The following is a 19,251-nucleotide window of genomic DNA, read 5'->3' on the forward strand; positions in this document are numbered from 1 at the left end:
CACAACAACGCCTGTCATTTTATTATTTCAATAAATGACAGCGTTGTCATTTTTGGCTGAGAGAAGGTAAATACAATGTTCAAAAACCAACAACATAAACTAACAAGAAGTGTTCGCCTCGCCATAGCTATGGGCGCATTAACAAGTATTTCAGCACCTATTGCGGTAGCACAGGAAGCAGGTGAAACTGAAATCATCGAAGTCACAGGGATCCGCGGAAGCCAAAAGGCCAACATCAATGCCAAGCGTTTTTCTAACGCCATTGTTGACGCTATCACTGCAGAAGACATTGGTAAGTTCCCCGACAAAAACGTGGCTGAAACACTAGCCCGTGTTCCGGGTATTACCATCGACCGCGATTTTGGTGAAGGGCAGGGCGTAACTATACGCGGCGTTCAGCCAGACCAAAACTTGACCCTAGTGAACGGTCAAGCCGTGGGAACCGGTCAGTGGTTTGTGTTATCAGACGCAACCCGTAATTTTAACTTCGAAATTTTAGCGTCGGAAATGATTGCGGGTTTAGAAGTGTACAAGTCGTCTCAGGCAGATATTGATGAAGGCGCATTGGGCGGAACGGTAATTCTAAAAACACGTAAGCCGTTCGACCTTGACGCTAATTCTGGGCAAATCTCGGTAGAAGGCCAGTATGGTGATATCGCCGATTCACTCGACCCAACGCTATCTGGTTTGTACAGCTGGAAAAACGATGACGAAACCTTTGGTATTCTTTTCTCAGGCTCTTATCAAGAAAGAACGGTAGAGCGTGAAACTAACGAAGACTTCGGCTGGTTCGGCCCTAGCATCCCTCGTATCGACCCACTTATTGAAGCACCTGTTGGCGCTTCACAAAAAGGCGCTATTCCATGGGGAATGGGCTCAGCGTTGTTTAAGCAAGACCGTGAGCGCGTTGGTTTTGATGTAACTGCTCAATGGGCACCTACCGACGACTTCGACGTGTCTGTCCACTATCTATCGTCAACGCTTAAAGCTGACAACGTAAACTCTAACTTGATTGGTATTCCGTTTCGCGGTGTGGCGTACACAGGTACAGACACCAGCCCGGGTACGGTGAGCAGCGACAACGTAGTAGAGTCGCTTAGCATGATGGGTGTAGATAACCGCCCTGAGTGGGCGCGCTTTATGGCGTATGACAACATCTTCCGCGATGGTTCTGAAATGTCTACCGAAATTGTAGATATTGAGGGGCACTACCTAATGGGTGATGGCAAGTTGCACTTCCAGTTAGGTACAACTACCGGTGAAGGCGAAAACCGAGATTTCTTTACTGAATTTTGGGCTAGCGCAAACGACCCGCGTGCAGCCATCGATTTTTACAACCCAGGTGGCGACAACCCGTATATCGATTTTACAACGGCAAGCCCATGGCTAGCTAACCCAACGGATGAAATGTGGTTGGGAGGAATATTCGACCAGCTAAATGCAACGGAAGATAAAGAAAACTATATCCAATTTGATTACGAGCATTCAGTAGACTGGGGTGCAGTAACCGAAATCAAAACGGGTATTAAGCGTCGCGATCGTAGCTTTGCGCAATCTCGTTACAGAACTGACTTGGCCAACTTAGCGCCGGTGGGTGAAGGTAGCCTTGGCCCAGCGTCATCGTTTTGGAATGGCGACATGATTAACGTGTCTCACGACAACACCAACGGTGTGGCTGCCAGCTATTTCTTCCCTGACAAAGACAGCATGTACAACGCGCTATATAGCGTAGCCGAATGTGCAGATGACACTACTATACTTTGCCGCCGTACCGATGAATTCTTAGATGAATCTTCATTTGAGATAGAAGAAGATATTACTGCACTTTACGCCATGGCGAAATTTAGTGGCGATGGTTTCAGAGGTAATGTGGGTATGCGTTACGTTGAAACCGATTCAACTTCGAACGGTTACGATCTAACAACAGGCGAAGCGGTAGCGTTTGACGGTGGTTACAACGAATGGCTGCCAAGCATCAACTTGTCGTACGACTTATCTGAAGATGTGTTACTACGTATGGCGGCAGCACGCGTGCTTACACGTCCAGCACCGTTTCAGTTAGCACCTGCGGTAAACTTAACGCCTGAAACTAGCTCTGGCTCTGCTGGTAACCCGCAGCTTAACCCGCTAACTGCTAACCAATTTGAAGTGGGTGCAGAATGGTACTTTAGCGAATCATCGGTAGCCGCGGTAACGGTGTTCAAGAAAGATATTAACGACTTTATCTTTACCAAAACCGTATCTCGTGAAATTGATGGTCAGCAAATCAATCAGCTAAGAACGCCAGAGAATGGTGGTTCAACCTCTATCGACGGTATCGAAATGCAAATTCAGCATGTGTTCGACAACGGTTTCGGTGGCTACGCTAACTACACCTACACTGATGTGGCCGACGCACAAGTAGATGAAGCGGTTGCCGTTACAGACGATGACGGCAACATCATTGGTGCTACTATCGCAACGCGCTCAGTAAGCTTTCCGAACACGTCAAAAGACTCGTTTAACGTAGGTGTGTTCTACGAAACTGATCTTTACAGCGCGCGCTTAAACTACAACTACCGCTCTGAGTACTTTATTGCCCAAGCTGAAATTGGCGATCAGTACCGCGACGAACAGTCACAGCTTGATGCGCAGGTAAGCTGGAACGTGACAGAAACCATTACACTCAAAGCTGAAGCCCTTAACCTTACCGACGAAATCTGGGAGAACTACTATGTTCGAAGCAGTGACGGTAAGCGACTTGGTGGAACGCAAAGTGCCAATGGACGCCGTTTCTTCATTGGCGCTAGCATGAAGTTCTAGTTGCTAGTATGTGAAGATAGTTCGTGTGTTCACTATCTTCACTTAGCATAGGGTAGGGCGTTTGCTTTACCCTTGTTTTACTCTGAAATTGTGATTTAAGGATGTGCGACGTGATCCGCAATTCGACGAATTTTGTCAAAGCGTGCTTGAGCTTATCGTTACTGCTAGTGGGTAGCGCTTCGGCAATGGCTGAAACGCCTTCGCTACAGCAAGCCAGCTTGAATGCGCTAGGAGAAAGCCTCGATATACATTACGAAGTATTAAGTAATGTGGACGATAGTTTGTGCCGGGTACATATTCCAAAAGGCGACTGCTTTTCGTCAGAGCTTACGATAGCAACCATGGCAACCCCCATTGAAGCCTCTACGTCGCTTTACTTTAGTCATATTGCGCCTATTCGCGGGTATGACTCAAAAAATGCAATTCGCATTGAGCATATAAACGGTGACCTGCACCGCCTGACGTTCGAAGATAAGGTGAGCGCAAGTGATCAAATTAAGGTAACGCTATCTGCGCCCTTTTGGCACGCCTCTCGCTCGGACGCAATGCCGAACTATTATTTAACTTACCCTGCTTTATCACCGGTGATTGTTGCCTCCACAACCCGTGTGAAAGAGCCGGGAAGCAATTTACTCATCAATCAACACACTGGCTTGTGGAACAAACAAGCCCAGTACAAACGTACTGAAAACGACAATACACCGCTTATGGACAGCGCGTATTTATACAATAAGGGCGATTCAGCGCTAATTTTAGGTGATGCCCAGAACCGTGTTATTCCCAACGTAGGTCGAAGAGATGATTCGGGTAAATTTGTTGCTGCCGCGGGCATTAATATAGATAAGTCTGATCAAGACATGCTTGCTCCAGCCATTGAGCAAATGGCCTATTTTGGCCTCACTAACCAGAAAACAGGCTTACCGCTTAAGGTTATTATTCGCAGCGCTAACAATGCGAACGCCCTTGCAAATGAACCCGCAACGACAGGCACAAAAGAAGGTTATGCGCTTAGCGTAACAGAGCAAAGCGCTACGATAATTGCCAACGATAACATTGGTGCTAACTACGGTCTGTTAACGCTAATGCAAGTATTTGATGCGCAGCAAGGCCGCTTTCCTATCACTGAAATTGCAGACTCGCCACGATTCGAATTTCGCGGAATGCACTTAGATATTGCTCGCCACTTTCCAGGAAAGGCAGCGATTGAATCTGTTGTTCGCCAAATGTTCACCTACAAGCTCAATAAGCTACACCTTCACCTAAGTGATGACGAGGGCTGGAGATTAGCTATCGATGCTTTGCCCGAGCTTACCGAAATTGGTGCGTTTCGATGCCACGATTTGTCTGAAACACAGTGCTTGCTGCCTCAGCTAGGAAGCGGGCCTTTTAAAAGTGCTACAGGTAACGGCTTTCTTACGCAGCAAGATTACATTGATATTTTAACAATGGCGCACGCGCGCGGTATTGAAGTTATTCCGTCGCTTGATATGCCTGGCCATGCCCGCGCAGCAATTGTTGCTATGAATGCGCGCTACAAGCGGCTTATGGCAGAGGGTAACTCAGATGCTGCACATGAATTCTTATTGGTAGATAAAGAAGATAAAACCCAATATGAAAGCGTTCAATTCTATTCAGATAACACCATAAATCCCTGTTTAGATAGTAGCTATCATTTTATCGAAACCGTACTTACTTCTGTGAAATCACTGCATGAAAAGGCCAACGTTCCGTTGACGCACTTCCATGTTGGCGCCGATGAAACCGCCGGTGCTTGGGTGAAATCCCCTGTATGCGCTGCGAAAGGTCAAAAGGCAGATGAAATACTGCCGGCTTTTGTTACCGAAGTGCAGAAAATTGCGCAAAAGCACAATATAGCAATTGGTGGCTGGAGCGATGGCATGGAAAAAGCCGTAAATACACTGGATAACAGCAGCGCGTATACCAACGTTTGGCATTTGCTTGCTGCGGGTGGAGAGAAAACAGTATCGCATTTTGCGAAGGAAAATATTCCGGTAGTACTTTCGTTTCCAGACGTGCTTTATTTCGACTTTCCTTACCAAAGTAATCCTTATGAGCCTGGCTATTACTGGGGTTCACGGGCAACCGATACCGAAAAAGTATTTTCGTTTATGCCCGAACAGCTGCCGCTTCATGCCGAGTTATGGACCGACCGTATGGGCCACAGTTACAGCAGTTCTGCTGAGGCCGACACATCATCAGTAATCGGTATTCAGGGGCAGCTGTGGTCAGAAGTCACCGTGAATCAAGATGCCGTGGAATATATGGTGTTTCCCCGACTATTGGCCTTGGCTGAACGCGCTTGGCACTACGCACCATGGCAACAAAACGCGAAAGCACTTCATGAAAAAGGCGGTTTAGTAAACCGGCAGGTAAGCGACTGGCAAGCGTTTGAGTTAGCGTTATTTAACCGCCATGCACCCGCGCTAGTGCTGCAGGGAGTGAATGTGCGTGTACCTACGCCAGCAGCGGTAATTAACAATGGTAAGTTACATATGAAGCCAGTGTCTGGTCTTACGATGGAGTACTTAACTTCAGATAATAAGTGGGAAACCTTTACTGCTCCTGTTGAAGTGAAGGGGAACGTCACTGTTCGCGCTAGAATTGCGGGAACACAGCAAATGAGTCGACAGGTGCAGCTGTAAGTGCCTGTTTTTATTGGTTAAAATGACAGTGTTGTCATATTTTTACCAAGTGTATCTATGCATTTATCTATACTGAGATGTTTAAATGAGCTCTGATTTATTTTTTATTGGCATAGACGGTGGTGGCACCAAGTGCCGAGCACGATTAGAAGACGTTGACGGAAATGTCTTAGGTGAGGGCGTAAGTGGCCCTGCCAATATTATGCGCGATAGCGATTTAGCTAAAGCGTCGATAGTAGATGCGATTAATATCGCTATTTCGAATGCAGGGAACGCCAACACATCTAAGCAAATTTCGCTGTCGCAGTGCGTGGTAGGCGCCGGTCTAGCTGGCGCAAACATTGAGTCTGCGAAGCAACAGTTTGAACAATGGCAGCACCCGTTTCATTCGCTACACGTGTTAAGCGATTTACACGCCGCATGCGTTGGAGCACATAACGGAAACCCGGGAGCTGCGATAATTATTGGTACGGGTTCATCGGGCACTATGTGGCAAGATGAATCTTTTCAAGATGTTGGTGGGCACGGGTTTCCTATCGGCGACAAAGCCAGTGGGGCTTGGCTAGGCTTAAAGGCCGTGCAGCACACGCTATTGTGTTTAGATGAGTTGGAAGAAAAGGATGAACTTGCAGCAGAAGTGTGTAACGCCCTGCAATCATCATGTACCCAAGAAATCGTAGCGAAATGTGCGGAATTTAACACCCATCACTATGCCGCCTTGGTAGAACGTATGCTGCCTTTGCTATACACAAAACAAAAGAAGGTTACTGCACTTTTTGAAGAAGGTGCCCTTTACATCGAGCGTATGGCAAAGCGACTTCTTGCTAATCACAACCATTGTTTAGCCATGATAGGTGGGCTTAGCAATGTTTATTCAGCCTATTTTTCAGAATCCATCAAAGCGCGTTTAGTACCCTGCAAAGCAACGCCGCAGCAAGGTGCTATTTATCATGCAAAAGCCGCGTTTAATCACAAAGAAGGTGAGAAATGAGTTTATCTATAATGGCAAAAGAAGCCAGAGAGTTTCCGTCAGTTATTGCACAGCAGTTAGATAAGAATGATGAAGCGATAAGTCAGTTAGCGGGTAGATTACAGCAACTAAACCCTAACTTAATTTATATTATTGGTCGCGGTTCGTCAGATCATGCCGGCGTGTTTGGAAAGTATCTATTTGAAACAGAAATGGGTATTCCAGTGTGCAGTGCCGCCCTTTCAATAGCAGGCATATTCAAACGCCAATTGAATTTGAAGGGGGCGGTAGCTTTTATTATCTCTCAATCTGGTCGCAGCCCAGACATACTAAAGCAAACCGAGTCGGCCAAAAACGGCGGGGCATTTACGGTTGCCTTCGTGAATGATGAAACATCGCCATTAGCCGAGCTGGCTGATGCCGTTATTCCTTTATCTGCCGGGGAAGAAAAGGCGGTTGCGGCTACTAAAAGCTTTTTAGCAACGCTGTCGGCGCTTCTTCATTTATGTGCCCGTTGGAGCGAAAATACCTCGCTATTTAATGCGCTAAAAGCCGTGCCTTCGCAGCTAGAAACAGTGATCAATGCGCCGTCTCAGCTAACAAAAGCCCATCTAGAAAATACGCGAAACACCATTGTTTTAGGGCGTGGCTTTGGCTATGCGGTTGGGCGAGAAGTTGCGCTTAAGCTAAAAGAAGTATTGGGTATACACGCCGAAGCATTTAGCAGTGCAGAGTTCATCCATGGCCCAGTGACGTTAGTTGAGAAAAAGTTGAAGCTTATTTCGTTAAATATAGAAGATGAGAGCGCACCTTTTCATCAAAACATGGTGCAAGATGTTAGATCCCGTGGCGGTGAGTGTATAGATCTGCAAGGGGGAGTAACGTCTTCACACCCAAGGCTGGACGCACTTTTACTAATGCAACGCTTCTATCTGGATATAGAGAAAATTGCCGTTGAATTAGGTTTGAACCCAGATACGCCACCCGGATTAAACAAGGTAACGAAAACCCAATGAAGACCATTATTCTGGCTGAAAAGGTGCTGATGAACGGTGCCTGGCAGCATAATCAGGTGCTAAGCATTGAAAAGGGTGTGATAGCTGACATTGCACCTCTTTCTTACTTTAAAAAAGACGCAACGGCGACAATCAACGAGCGCATACGCGGTGCAGTTATTCCAGGCTACATCGACACGCAGGTAAATGGTGGTGGGGGCGCAATGTTTAATCATGCTCCTACGCTTGAAAGCATAAACGTGATGGCCGAAGCGCACTTGAAATACGGCACCACCACATTGTTCCCAACGCTCATTACCGACGATATAGACACCATTGAGCAAGCGGCAGATGCAGTAAGCGAGGCCATTGCACAGGCGCATCCCAGCGTTGAGGGGGTTCATTTTGAAGGGCCGCACCTTTCTGTTGAGAAAAAAGGTGTGCACTTGCCACGCTATATTCGCGCACTTTCAGATCGTGAACTGGCAACCTATACCCGAAGAGATATTGGACAAGTCCTTATCACCGTTGCGCCTGAAAACGTGCCTTGCGACATCATCCGCGATTTGGTGGGGCAAGGAGTTATTGTTGCTTTAGGGCATTCAAACGCACCTTTTGAAACCGTGCAAAATGCATTAGACGCTGGGGCATCAGGCTTTACCCACCTTTATAACGCCATGTCGCCACTGACTTCCAGAGAACCTGGAATGGTGGGGGCGGCGCTACTTAACAACAGCGTGTGCGGGATAATTGTGGACCATCATCACATTCACCCGAAAGCGGTAGAGTTGGCTTATAAGGTGAAAGGGCCGCATCAATTAATGCTAGTGACTGACGCCATGGCCCACGTGGGCGCAAGCGACGATACCATCGCGTTCTTCGATACTCATATCACGCGCCAAGGTAACAAGTTAACCACGCCCGACGGGACGTTAGCCGGTAGCTGTTTAGATATGCACGGCGCAGTAACGAACAGCATTAACGACATCAATATCGCATTAGAACATGCCAGTACCATGGCAAGCGCAACGCCAGCACGCTTCACCAAAATACATGATAGGGTAGGTGAAATAGAGGTAGGAAAGCGCGCTAACTTTTTAGTGATAAACAACGACAATACTCTGTTAGAAGTGTGGCAGAACGGAAGTAAACGCCTTTGCGCTAACTAACAACATAATAATAAATAAGAGATCTTTGCTATGACAACACAAGCTCAGTCGCAAGTACCCAACGCAACAGGAATGGGGCGCTTTGTACCTATTCTAAGTATCGGTTTACTGTTTTTCATTTTCGGCTTCATTACATGGTTAAACGGGGCATTAATTCCGTTTTTGCAAATGGTGTGCGAGCTAACAGAAATGCAAGCGTTGCTTATCGCCTTTTGTTTTTACATCGCTTATGTCGTCATGGCGCTACCTATGGCAAAGATCCTCGAAAAAACAGGCTACCAGAAGGGCATGAGCCTAGGGCTTAGCATTATCGCTGTGGGATGTTTGTTGTTTGTACCTGCCGCGCTGAGCGCCATGTTCCCCGTGTTTTTGCTGGCACAATTTGTGGTAGGTAGCGGTTTGACCATACTTCAAACAGCATCAAACCCGTTCATTGTTCGCCTAGGTAACGAAGAAAGCGCTGCCGCTCGCATTGCCTTTATGGGCCTGCTTAATAAAGCGGCTGGCGTGCTGGCTCCTATTGTTTTTACTAGTCTAGTGTTAAGTGGTTTGCCTGACGTAAATCAAGAGTCGTTAAACGCCATGCCACAAGACGTAAAAGCCACGCTAATTAATGATATGTCTGTCTCACTTATTCAGCCTTACGTTGCAATGGCCATCGCATTGGGCGTACTGGCTCTGGTATTTATGCGCCTTGCATTGCCAGCCATTAATGATGAGCAAGCAGAAGGCGAAACTGCGGAAGCATCGCTTTCCTCAAATAAAGATAAAAAGATCCTGCATTTCCCACACTTAATATTGGGCGCAATAAGCCTGTTCTTCTACGTTGGGGTAGAAGTTATTGCTGGCGACACCATTGGGTTGTATGGCTCTTCAATTGGCGTAGAAAACGCGACCACGCTTACGTCATTTACCATGATTGCTATGGTTATTGGATACGCAGTAGGCCTTATTTGTATTCCTCGATTTATTTCTCAGCAAACGGCGCTACTAAGCTCTGCGGTATTGGGCGTAGTTTTTACCACATGCATTCTAATGAGCTCAAACACTGATACTGGGATCTCTGAAGTGTTGTGGGGATGGACGGGTGTGCAATCGCTTCCTTTCTTACCTAACAGCGTGACCTGTATTGCGCTTCTTGGCTTGGCAAATGCCATGGTGTGGCCTGCAATTTGGCCGCTGGCGCTAAATAATTTAGGTAAATACACTGCACAAGGTTCGGCACTACTTATTATGGGTATTGCAGGTGGGGCTATTTTGCCCATGGTTTACGGCGCAGCTAGTGAGCTAGTAGGTGGTCAAAGTGCCTACGCGATTATGCTGCCTTGCTACTGCTTTATTGCTTACTACGCCGTATCGGGCTGTAATAAACAACGCTGGTAAATACCAGTGTTATGCCGTGTGGCTCTCGGTTTAATTGTTTAAAGAAATGCGCTTTTAAGCGCATTTTTTTGTTGGTCGGTGTAGCTGCATTAATGCTGCTGCCGGATTAAATTCGGTGCTGTCTCGGTTGAAGAGACAGGTAGCTGGGGTAGTTTGTCGAATTCTGGTTAACCCCTAACTTATAATGAATATTTGCATTTCTGATGTTCACCGCATAATACATTTGCTTTTTAAATGTATTGATAAAAATTTCCAATTTGTTGCATAAACGTTAGCTCACTATACTCAACTTCGTTTTCTACCTTTCAATTCAAAAAGAGTAAGTGGAATGTCTAATACCACCGCCCTACACGCAAAGCACCTAGAAGCCGGTGCGAAAATGGTCGATTTCTTCGGCTGGGATATGCCAATTAACTATGGTTCACAAATTGAAGAGCATCACGCTGTGCGTCAAGACGCCGGTATGTTTGATGTGTCTCACATGACCATTGTTGACGTAAAAGGCGCGCAAGCCAAAGCGTATCTTCAGTACCTTTTAGCCAACGACGTGGCAAAACTAAAAGACAAAGGCAAAGCGCTATACAGCGGCATGCTTAACGAAGAAGGCGGTGTTGTAGACGACCTTATCGTTTATCACTTCGACGAAACTAACTATCGTTTAGTGGTTAACTCAGCAACGCGCGAAAAAGACATGAACTGGTTAATGAGCAAAGCAGAAGGCTTTGACGTAACCATCACCGAGCGCCCTGAATTTGCCATGATTGCCGTACAAGGCCCTAACGCAAAAGAAAAAGCCGCCACTTTGTTCAGCGCAGCGCAAAAAGAAGCGGTAGCGGGCATGAAGCCATTCTTTGGTGTACAAGCAGAAGACTTATTTATTGCTACCACAGGTTATACCGGTGAAGCAGGCTACGAAATTATGGTGCCAGCTGAGCAAGCGGAAAGCTTCTGGCAAGCACTGCTAGACGCGGGCGTTAAGCCATGCGGCCTAGGTGCGCGTGACACCCTTCGCCTTGAAGCAGGCATGAACCTGTACGGCCAAGATATGGATGAAACCGTATCGCCATTAGCCGCCAACATGGGCTGGACAATTACATGGGAACCGGCTGATCGTGACTTCGTAGGGCGTAAAGCACTAGAAGCGCAGCGCGAAGCGGGTACCGACAAGCTAGTAGGCTTGGTGATGACTGAAAAAGGCGTGCTGCGTCACGGTCTTAAAGTGAAAACAGAAAGCGGCGAAGGCGTTATCACTTCAGGTACGTTCTCTCCAACACTAGGTCACTCGATTGCGATGGCACGAGTACCAAGTGATGTTGGTGAAACAGTAGAAGTGGAAATGCGCAAAAAGTGGGTTACAGTAAAAGTGGTTAAGCCCTCCTTTGTTCGCAATGGAAAAAGTGTTTTATAAGTTAACAGAGAATAACAGGAACGATTATGAGCAACATCCCAACTGATTTACGCTATGCCGCTACGCACGAATGGGTTCGCCCTGAAGGTGACGGTGTTTTCACTGTAGGTATTTCTGAGCACGCACAAGGCTTACTTGGCGACATGGTTTTCGTTGATTTGCCAGATGTTGGCGACGCAGTAAGCACTGGCGACGACGTATGTGTTGCTGAATCGGTAAAAGCAGCGTCTGACGTTTACGCGCCAATTTCAGGTGAAATTGTAGCGATTAACGAAGACCTAGAAGATTCACCAGAATTAGTTAACTCTGACCCATACGGCGACGGTTGGCTATTCAAAATTAAAGCTGACGATGCGGCAGAAGTAGAAGGTCTACTAGACGCTGAAGGCTACGAAAACAGCATCGACGAAGAGTAATTCGTTACGCAGTTTTAAAAGAACCATAATTTGAAAAGGGGCATGAAGATAATTCAGCCCCTTTTTAACTTAAAGATTTAACGCGCCCTTGCGGCAACCATTACGAGTGCTTAACAACGTTATGTCGAATACTTCCCCTACATTGGCTCAACTAGAGCAAAAAGATACTTTTATCCGCCGTCACATTGGCCCGGGTAAAGGCGAAATTGAAGAAATGCTGTCTGCTATTGGTGCAAGCTCACTACACGATTTAATTGAGCAAACTGTACCGGCAGGTATTGCGCTACCAGAGCCACTAAAATGTGGTGAAGGGGCGACAGAAGTTGAAGCATTAAGTGAACTTAAAGCCGTTGCGCAAAAGAACAAAATTAACCGTTCTTTCATTGGTATGGGTTACTACGATACGCACGTACCAAACGTTATTCTTCGCAATGTACTAGAAAACCCAGGTTGGTACACAGCGTACACGCCTTACCAGCCAGAAATTGCCCAAGGTCGTTTGGAAGCCATTCTTAACTTCCAACAAGTAACCATTGACCTAACTGGCCTAGAGCTAGCATCGGCGTCATTACTTGATGAAGGTACTGCGGCAGCAGAAGCCATGGGCCTTGCTAAGCGTGTGTCTAAGAACAAAAAAGCGAATGCGTTCTTTATTGCTAACGACGTTCACCCGCAAACGGTTGACGTGGTAGAAACTCGCGCTGAAATGTTCGGTTTTGAAATCATCAAAGGTGCGGCAGAAGAAGCAGCAGAACACGACGTATTCGGTGCGCTACTTCAATATCCAACTTCTACAGGCGAAGTGAAAGACATCAGCGACATCATTGCTGCAGTACAAGCGAAAAAAGGGATTGTGGCAGTAGCCGCTGACCTTATGAGCTTAGTAATGCTTAAGTCGCCTGGCGAGCTAGGTGCAGACGTTGCACTTGGTAGTGCACAGCGCTTTGGTGTACCTATGGGCTACGGTGGCCCACACGCGGCATTCTTTGCTACACGCGACAGCTACAAGCGTTCACTGCCTGGCCGTATTATTGGTGTAAGTAAAGACACTCGTGGTCGCCCAGCACTTCGTATGGCGCTACAAACTCGTGAACAACACATTCGCCGCGAAAAAGCGAACTCGAACATCTGTACAGCGCAGGTGCTGTTAGCCAACATGGCAAGCTTCTACGCGGTGTACCACGGCCCTCAAGGCCTTAAAACTATTGCTGAGCGCATTCACCGCTTCGCCGACATTCTTGCTACTGGTTTGAATCAGAAAGGTGTAGCTCTAAAGCACAGCACGTACTTCGACACGCTAACCGTAATGGTAGACAACAAGGAAGACGTACTAGCAAAAGCCTACGCAAAAGGCATGAACCTACGTGCTGACCTTGAAGGTGCGGTAGGTGTGTCGCTAGACGAAACTACCACACGTGAAGACATTGTTGCGCTATTCGACGTACTTCTTGGTGAAGAGCACGGCTTAACAGTGGAAGGTCTGGATGCAGAAGTAACCACGCAAGACGTAAAATCTATTCCTGAAGGTTTAGTACGTACTAGCGACTTCTTAACACACGAAGTGTTTAACAAGTATCACTCTGAAACAGAGATGCTTCGTTACATCAAGAGCCTTGAAAACAAAGACTTGGCGCTTAACCACTCAATGATTTCATTGGGCTCGTGCACCATGAAGCTAAACGCAACGGCTGAAATGATCCCAGTAACATGGGCTGAATTCGGTCAACTTCACCCGTTTGCGCCACTAGACCAAGCAGCGGGCTATCAAGAAATGATTGCCGAGCTTAGCGAGTGGTTAATTAACGTAACAGGTTACGACGCACTTTCAATGCAGCCTAACTCAGGTGCGCAAGGTGAATACGCGGGCTTATTGGCTATTCAGCGTTACCACGAAAGCCGTGGCGAAGGTCACAGAAACGTGTGCTTAATTCCAAGCTCTGCCCACGGTACTAACCCTGCGTCTGCGCAAATGGTTAGCCTTAAAGTGGTAGTAGTAGCTTGTGATAGCAAAGGTAACGTAGACCTTAACGACCTTCGCAAAAAAGCGGAAGAAGTGGGCGACAACCTATCCTGCGCCATGATCACATACCCGTCTACCCACGGTGTATATGAAGAAACCGTGCGCGAGATTTGTGACATTGTTCACCAATACGGCGGTCAGGTTTACATGGATGGCGCGAACATGAACGCGCAGGTGGGCATTACGTCGCCTGGCTTCATTGGTTCAGACGTGTCGCACCTTAACCTACACAAAACCTTCTGTATTCCACACGGTGGTGGTGGCCCAGGTATGGGACCAATTGGTGTTAAATCGCACCTTGCGCCATTCCTTCCAAACCACACGGTTGTTAACGTAGAAACGGCAGGCAAAGACTGTGGTGCGGTATCTGCAGCGCCATGGGGCAGTGCATCAATTCTGCCTATTAGCTACATGTACATCAAAATGATGGGTAGCGCTGGTCTTCGCCGTGCAACCGAAGTAGCTATTCTTAACGCTAACTATGTGGCTAGGAAGTTAGAAGGGCACTTCCCAGTGCTTTACAAAGGCAACAACGGTCGCGTAGCGCACGAATGTATTATTGACCTTCGCCCGCTTAAAGAAGCAAGCGGTGTAACCGAGCTAGACATTGCGAAGCGCCTAAACGACTACGGTTTCCACGCGCCAACCATGAGCTTCCCAGTAGCGGGTACGCTTATGATTGAGCCAACCGAGTCGGAAGCGAAGTACGAACTAGACCGTTTCATCAACGCTATGGTTAGCATTCGCCAAGAAATTGCGAAAGTAGAAAGCGGCGAGTGGGATGCGACTGACAACCCGCTACACAATGCACCGCACACACTAGCTGACATCTGTGACAGCGACTGGAACCGCAGCTACGACCGCATGCTAGCGGCGTACCCAGCTCCAGAAGTACACAGAAACAAGTTCTGGCCAACAGTTAACCGTATTGATGACGTTTATGGCGACCGTAACCTGATCTGTTCTTGCCCTAGTATTGAGAGCTATGTTGAGGAGTAGGGTGGTTTAGCAGCGTTGCTGCTAGAGCTTTATTGATTTGAAAGGCGAACCGGTTGGTTCGCCTTTTTTGTTTCAAGTTTTAGTGTTTAGAAGTCCGTTATTAGACAATAAGCGGATGTCTAAGTCTTCAATATGAAACACCAGATTTGTGCCATTAGCGGACATTTTGCACATTGCAAGACCTAACTCCGTGACTCATTAAATAGACTGAATTACGTTTTGTCGCATATCAAAAGCGTCCAATTCGGATATAATAGCTTCGTTCAACTTTCCCAACCATCTCGTCGAGTAATATTCAATCTTGTCAAAATATCTTAGAAATCAAATTCAAAATTTCTTCTAGAAACTCCTCTTCTCTGACTCTGAATACTTCCAAACGCCCATATCCCGTATAAAAATGCTTATCACTAATATTTCTGCTAGTATTTATCTTGGAGTAGTTGGTTTCCTAGGATGACGTCAGGAAAGAGTTAATTCAGAAAGCTAGGGATGGCAACCATGTTGGTGTACTTTTATACAGCACTATCAATTATCGTATTTTATTCCTTCTGTCAGCAACAAATATATTCATATAGCAATGCACTTTTCGAAAAAGACAAACCTCAGGTTATTTATAAGCGTCGCTGTGGTTGGTTATATTTTTCGGTTTTGGTAAGTTTTGTCTTTGCATTTTCATGGTCTGACGAATTACTTAAGAGCCTATTTGAAGTGTTTTCTATAGGACAAGTTAGTGCTTCTGAACAAACATCTGAGGTTTTTTCTATTGACTCCTTGTTAGGGGTTCCACCCGAACAAAGGTGCATTTTGCTCGCACTATTGCTTTTTACATTCAAATCACACCCTATATTCCAACGGATAGAAAAACCTTTTCTTGACTCAGTTACTGATGCTTTGGGCGGTAAAGAAGAATTTGACAGGTTACAGAAACGGATCCTTGATAGCTATCAGTACTATAGAGCCGATATCAATGCAAGCAAAGCTATTCAAGATCAAGTTAACAATCACCTCAAGGATTTTGAGTATGACCCAAGCAATGCACTGGAAAAGAAAATAAGAGGCGCAATCGTACATCTTGTCACGACAAAGCATCATCGAACATTCAGCAAAGATGACAAAATCTCGGCATTTGTGACAGAAGCTTGCTTGCTATTTTCGAGAAAAAAGGAAAATGATCGTAACCACTCAATTGCCAGAACGGACGCTATGTCAACTCAATTGAGCAAGTCAGAGTCAAAATCTAAGCTGGCAGAATTAGATGAGGAGCATCGTAAAGAGCTTGATTCGATTGAAAGTGAACTCAGCATGCTCGTTTGGCGTTCTCTTGTTTCTACTCTAAAAAAAATGACCACCTCAATTAGCAATATGTCTCAGCTTTCACGTCAGCTCAGTAAAATCCATATTCGATTGCCTAAGGAGAATACTATAGGTAGTGGTTTTGGTTGGAAAGCTTTCGCACTTTCTATTCCAGTAGTGCTGATATCTACCGGACTCTATATTTCTTTCCTTAGCCCATATTCGAGTAACGCAGAGTTTATGAGTAAGGGGCTAGAGCAGTATTCTCGTTGGTCAGTCTATTGGCTACTAATGATATTGATAGGAATTTTTATTGGATTCATTGCTACTCGTTTTCAGCTAAAAGTTAGAGAAAACACGGAGGAGTCATTTTACAAAAAGTTAGTTATTTATTCCTGCCTTAGTATGGTCATCTACTATGTCAGTGAAAACCTACTAAAATCAAATGCGCTAGAATTTCCCGAACCCACGTTTGCCCCCTATGTTTTATATGCCCATTTGTTCTTTTGTGTTTCATTCGCTTTTCTCACATATGGTGCATCTGATTTTAATAGTAAGAAAGAGTTATCAATGTTCAGCAAGTTCACTGTTAGAAGGCGCACTCTGACCAATCTAGCAGTGTTACTGGTAGCTGCCACCGTTCCAACAATTTTGTTTTTACTTACGCTAAAAACTGAATCTACGGCCTATCACTCTTTGTTATACCTGTTGTTTATGCTTGTAAATTCTATGTGCCTTACCCAAATTTTGTACCATTGCGCATACAAGTCAGCTAAAAGGCGGTTGCACAATATAGAGCGTGATTTCGACCGATTGAAAATCGAAGGGCGTCGCTTGGATGCAAAAATCACGTTGCCTGATGGAAAAGTATACGAAGGAAAGCTAATTGATTTCTCAGAAGAAGGATGCTGCATTGACCTTGAAAATGAACTGGATGATAAAATGACGGTAACTTTGATGATCCGTGAAGTTGAATTACCTTCAAAGTCAATTTGGCATGCTGAGCGAGGTACTTTTCACAAACACTACAAATCCGGTTTTCGACACACAGATGTCCAATCTGCCACTGTTTTTATGGAGCGGTTGCGCGAGTTGGGCTATGACAAATTGATCGTAGACCCATGATCGCCGACCGAATTCTGATAAATCGTCAGAGTTAGCTAGTCATTAATACAAACTAACGAAATCTTACATCCAGCAATTCGGGATTGAGGTGAATATTTGACTAGTCGACTAACACAAAACTTTCACTGCAAATGCCACGGTGTGTATTTCTCATGAGCAGGATTGGTATATTTCGATAAGAAAGATGATGAACATGCAAGTGCTCTAGCGATCATTGCTTGTTTAAAAGGTCTATCGGACTCCTTTCTTGCACTCCCATGAATTCTAATATCCAAGTTGATGTCCGCTCCTCGCTCATTACTGTCGTTTGGTATTTTACATCTTAACGACCGCTTCACGTACATAGCAGCCGTTTGCCTTCGAATATGTTAACGGCGGCAACTGACACAAAAAGGATTAGGGGCATGTATCAGTTCACTCCCGATAATCTATTCTTTCCTAACACCCCGAATATTCCCATCCATCACAACCGTATTAACCAGTCCATTTTCTTCATCCATCTCAAAACGAACACTACTCCCGTTCTTAGCAAAGAATCGTCCGCCACCCTCATGAAAATATTCTTCGTTTTCAACATAGGGTAAGGCGTTAAGCACAAAACCATTGGCTGTTTTTTCTAGCACCACATCAACATTCACAGGGTTAGTTACCACGTAGGTTCCAATGTATTTACTTAATTCCTTTTGGCTTATGGGTACTAACTTCCTAACCTCAGCTTCCGAGTAGCCTACGTTTAACGCTTCTTTTAAGCGTATTTCTAGTTCAGTTATTAACTGCCTACCGTTGTTGCCGTTCGTCATAATGGCGTAGCCGTTGCCGGTATCTAGTTCAAGGTATAGCTGCGACATAAACCCAGCATCTGCGCCACCGTGACCAAAGCCTAAAATTTCACCGTTATCATCCATATTGATGAAAAAGCCTATTCCTACATTAGGTGCTTCATTGGTTGGTGTATTGTTGGTTAGCATTTCTTGTGCCGTGGCTTGCGATATCCAGTCGGTTTTCTGCCCTAAATACGCACTGCGTACGCCGCTTGCCAATTTCAACATGTCTGATGGCGTGCTCCACATACCTGCTGCTGCAAGCGTAGCGTAAGTATGCGCGCCACCCTTAATTGGCGCACCGTCTCCGTCATACGGTGTAGCCATATTGTTTGATAAGTTGGTCGATATGGGTTGTTCGAAGCCAGAACGCGTCATGCCTAAAGGTTTAAACATAAGCCGTTGTGACATAGTTGGCAGGGGCTCGTTAGCTACGTCCTGCAAGGTAAGCTGAGCAAGCGTAGTGCCGCCACCGGAATAACGCATTTGCGTGCCAGGTTGAATATCAACAACAACGGCATCGGTATTAGCTGGAAATGCACCTTCTAGCACTTGCTGCAAGTTAGGTACTGGTTCGCCCGCTGCGTAACCAGGAAAACCATGTACTGTGGTACCCGCCGTGTGGCTTAACAATCTGCGTAAAGAAACAACGTCTTGCCCAGTCCATTCATGTTCAGGCAACTGCCAGCTGGTGAGTAAGGTATTAACATCTGCATCTAAATCTAGCGGGTTATCTTCGCGGTACTTCATCAATACTGCTGCAAATGCGGGTTTAGAAATACTTCCGGCTTGGAACACTGTGTTTTCATCAACAGCCAATTCAGAAGTCAAATCTTTAACGCCGCTTTGCATGGTCCAAGCTAGTTGTCCATTTCTCATTAACGCGACAGACACACCAGGTACATCATAATGCGCTTGTCTTTGCTCCAAAGATTGGTAATCAACCTCTTGCCCTTCAATTCGAATGCGTTCAGTAAGCCCAGATTTTAAAAGGTTGGCTTCTTTTGATTCTGCTGCAGCAGAGGGAGAGGCGGACAGGGTTTCAGGCTCTGTACAACCCAATAACGAAGCTAAACAAAACGAAAGTGTTAAAGAGGAAAAGAGCTTGATTGATGTCATTATGTGTATTCCATTACGAGTGAACGTACCAGAGTACGTTCCTACTATTATTCGGTCAATGCTGACGA

Annotated in this window: 11 protein-coding genes; 10 read left to right on the forward strand and 1 reads right to left on the reverse strand. The window is 45.9% G+C overall.

What is annotated here, in order from left to right:
* Positions 1–75 precede the first annotated feature (75 nt).
* The 10 genes from BZA03_RS06285 (at position 76) to BZA03_RS06330 (ending at position 17,243) form a co-directional block, all read left to right on the forward strand.
* Positions 76–2,802 (forward strand): TonB-dependent receptor, encoded by a 2,727-nt coding sequence (locus BZA03_RS06285; RefSeq protein ID WP_039232232.1) that lies wholly within the window; start codon positions 76–78, stop codon positions 2,800–2,802.
* Between the two features lie 101 nt (positions 2,803–2,903).
* Complete coding sequence (locus BZA03_RS06290) at positions 2,904–5,465, forward strand: family 20 glycosylhydrolase (RefSeq protein WP_258364591.1); 2,562 nt, start codon at positions 2,904–2,906, stop codon at positions 5,463–5,465.
* An 85-nt stretch (positions 5,466–5,550) separates the two neighbouring features.
* Positions 5,551–6,456: a BadF/BadG/BcrA/BcrD ATPase family protein gene (locus BZA03_RS06295; protein WP_110288266.1), complete on the forward strand. Its 906-nt coding sequence runs from the start codon at positions 5,551–5,553 to the stop codon at positions 6,454–6,456.
* Entirely contained in the window at positions 6,453–7,451 is a 999-nt protein-coding gene (gene nagB-II, locus BZA03_RS06300; protein WP_075176926.1) for a glucosamine-6-phosphate deaminase NagB-II, read from the forward strand. Before BZA03_RS06295 ends, nagB-II begins: the two co-directional genes overlap by 4 nt.
* Positions 7,448–8,599: an N-acetylglucosamine-6-phosphate deacetylase gene (gene nagA, locus BZA03_RS06305; RefSeq protein WP_075176927.1), complete on the forward strand. Its 1,152-nt coding sequence runs from the start codon at positions 7,448–7,450 to the stop codon at positions 8,597–8,599. Before nagB-II ends, nagA begins: the two co-directional genes overlap by 4 nt.
* 30 nt (positions 8,600–8,629) lie before the next feature.
* Positions 8,630–9,982, forward strand: coding sequence for a sugar MFS transporter (locus BZA03_RS06310; protein ID WP_075176928.1), 1,353 nt, complete (start codon positions 8,630–8,632; stop codon positions 9,980–9,982).
* 328 nt (positions 9,983–10,310) lie between these two features.
* Positions 10,311–11,390 carry a glycine cleavage system aminomethyltransferase GcvT gene (gene gcvT, locus BZA03_RS06315; protein ID WP_014999215.1) on the forward strand — a complete coding sequence of 360 codons (1,080 nt, stop codon included), beginning with the start codon at positions 10,311–10,313 and terminating at the stop codon, positions 11,388–11,390.
* 26 nt (positions 11,391–11,416) lie between these two features.
* On the forward strand, positions 11,417–11,806 hold the full coding sequence (gene gcvH / locus BZA03_RS06320; protein WP_014950360.1) for a glycine cleavage system protein GcvH: 390 nt from the start codon (positions 11,417–11,419) through the stop codon (positions 11,804–11,806).
* A 121-nt stretch (positions 11,807–11,927) separates the two neighbouring features.
* On the forward strand, positions 11,928–14,825 hold the full coding sequence (gcvP, locus tag BZA03_RS06325; protein ID WP_110288358.1) for an aminomethyl-transferring glycine dehydrogenase: 2,898 nt from the start codon (positions 11,928–11,930) through the stop codon (positions 14,823–14,825).
* A 489-nt stretch (positions 14,826–15,314) separates the two neighbouring features.
* Positions 15,315–17,243 carry a hypothetical protein gene (locus BZA03_RS06330; protein WP_110288267.1) on the forward strand — a complete coding sequence of 643 codons (1,929 nt, stop codon included), beginning with the start codon at positions 15,315–15,317 and terminating at the stop codon, positions 17,241–17,243.
* A 428-nt stretch (positions 17,244–17,671) separates the two neighbouring features.
* Here BZA03_RS06330 and BZA03_RS06335 read toward each other — a convergent pair whose 3' ends face one another.
* A complete protein-coding gene (locus BZA03_RS06335; RefSeq protein ID WP_110288268.1) occupies positions 17,672–19,183 on the reverse strand; it encodes a serine hydrolase in 1,512 nt (503 codons plus the stop codon).
* Positions 19,184–19,251 lie beyond the last annotated feature (68 nt).

The organism is Alteromonas sp. I10, from assembly GCF_003201515.1.
Classification (GTDB): domain Bacteria; phylum Pseudomonadota; class Gammaproteobacteria; order Enterobacterales; family Alteromonadaceae; genus Alteromonas; species Alteromonas macleodii.

Bases quoted from the DNA above. Each gene is read 5' to 3' on its own strand.
- gcvT (WP_014999215.1), top strand. From the start codon at position 10,311: ATGTCTAATACCACCGCCCTACACGCAAAGCACCTAGAAGCCGGTGCG.
- nagB-II (WP_075176926.1), top strand. From the start codon at position 6,453: ATGAGTTTATCTATAATGGCAAAAGAAGCCAGAGAGTTTCCGTCAGTT.
- gcvH (WP_014950360.1), top strand. From the start codon at position 11,417: ATGAGCAACATCCCAACTGATTTACGCTATGCCGCTACGCACGAATGG.
- nagA (WP_075176927.1), top strand. From the start codon at position 7,448: ATGAAGACCATTATTCTGGCTGAAAAGGTGCTGATGAACGGTGCCTGG.
- BZA03_RS06285 (WP_039232232.1), top strand. From the start codon at position 76: ATGTTCAAAAACCAACAACATAAACTAACAAGAAGTGTTCGCCTCGCC.
- BZA03_RS06290 (WP_258364591.1), top strand. From the start codon at position 2,904: ATGTGCGACGTGATCCGCAATTCGACGAATTTTGTCAAAGCGTGCTTG.
- BZA03_RS06335 (WP_110288268.1), bottom strand. From the start codon at position 19,183: ATGACATCAATCAAGCTCTTTTCCTCTTTAACACTTTCGTTTTGTTTA.
- gcvP (WP_110288358.1), top strand. From the start codon at position 11,928: ATGTCGAATACTTCCCCTACATTGGCTCAACTAGAGCAAAAAGATACT.
- BZA03_RS06295 (WP_110288266.1), top strand. From the start codon at position 5,551: ATGAGCTCTGATTTATTTTTTATTGGCATAGACGGTGGTGGCACCAAG.
- BZA03_RS06330 (WP_110288267.1), top strand. From the start codon at position 15,315: ATGGCAACCATGTTGGTGTACTTTTATACAGCACTATCAATTATCGTA.
- BZA03_RS06310 (WP_075176928.1), top strand. From the start codon at position 8,630: ATGACAACACAAGCTCAGTCGCAAGTACCCAACGCAACAGGAATGGGG.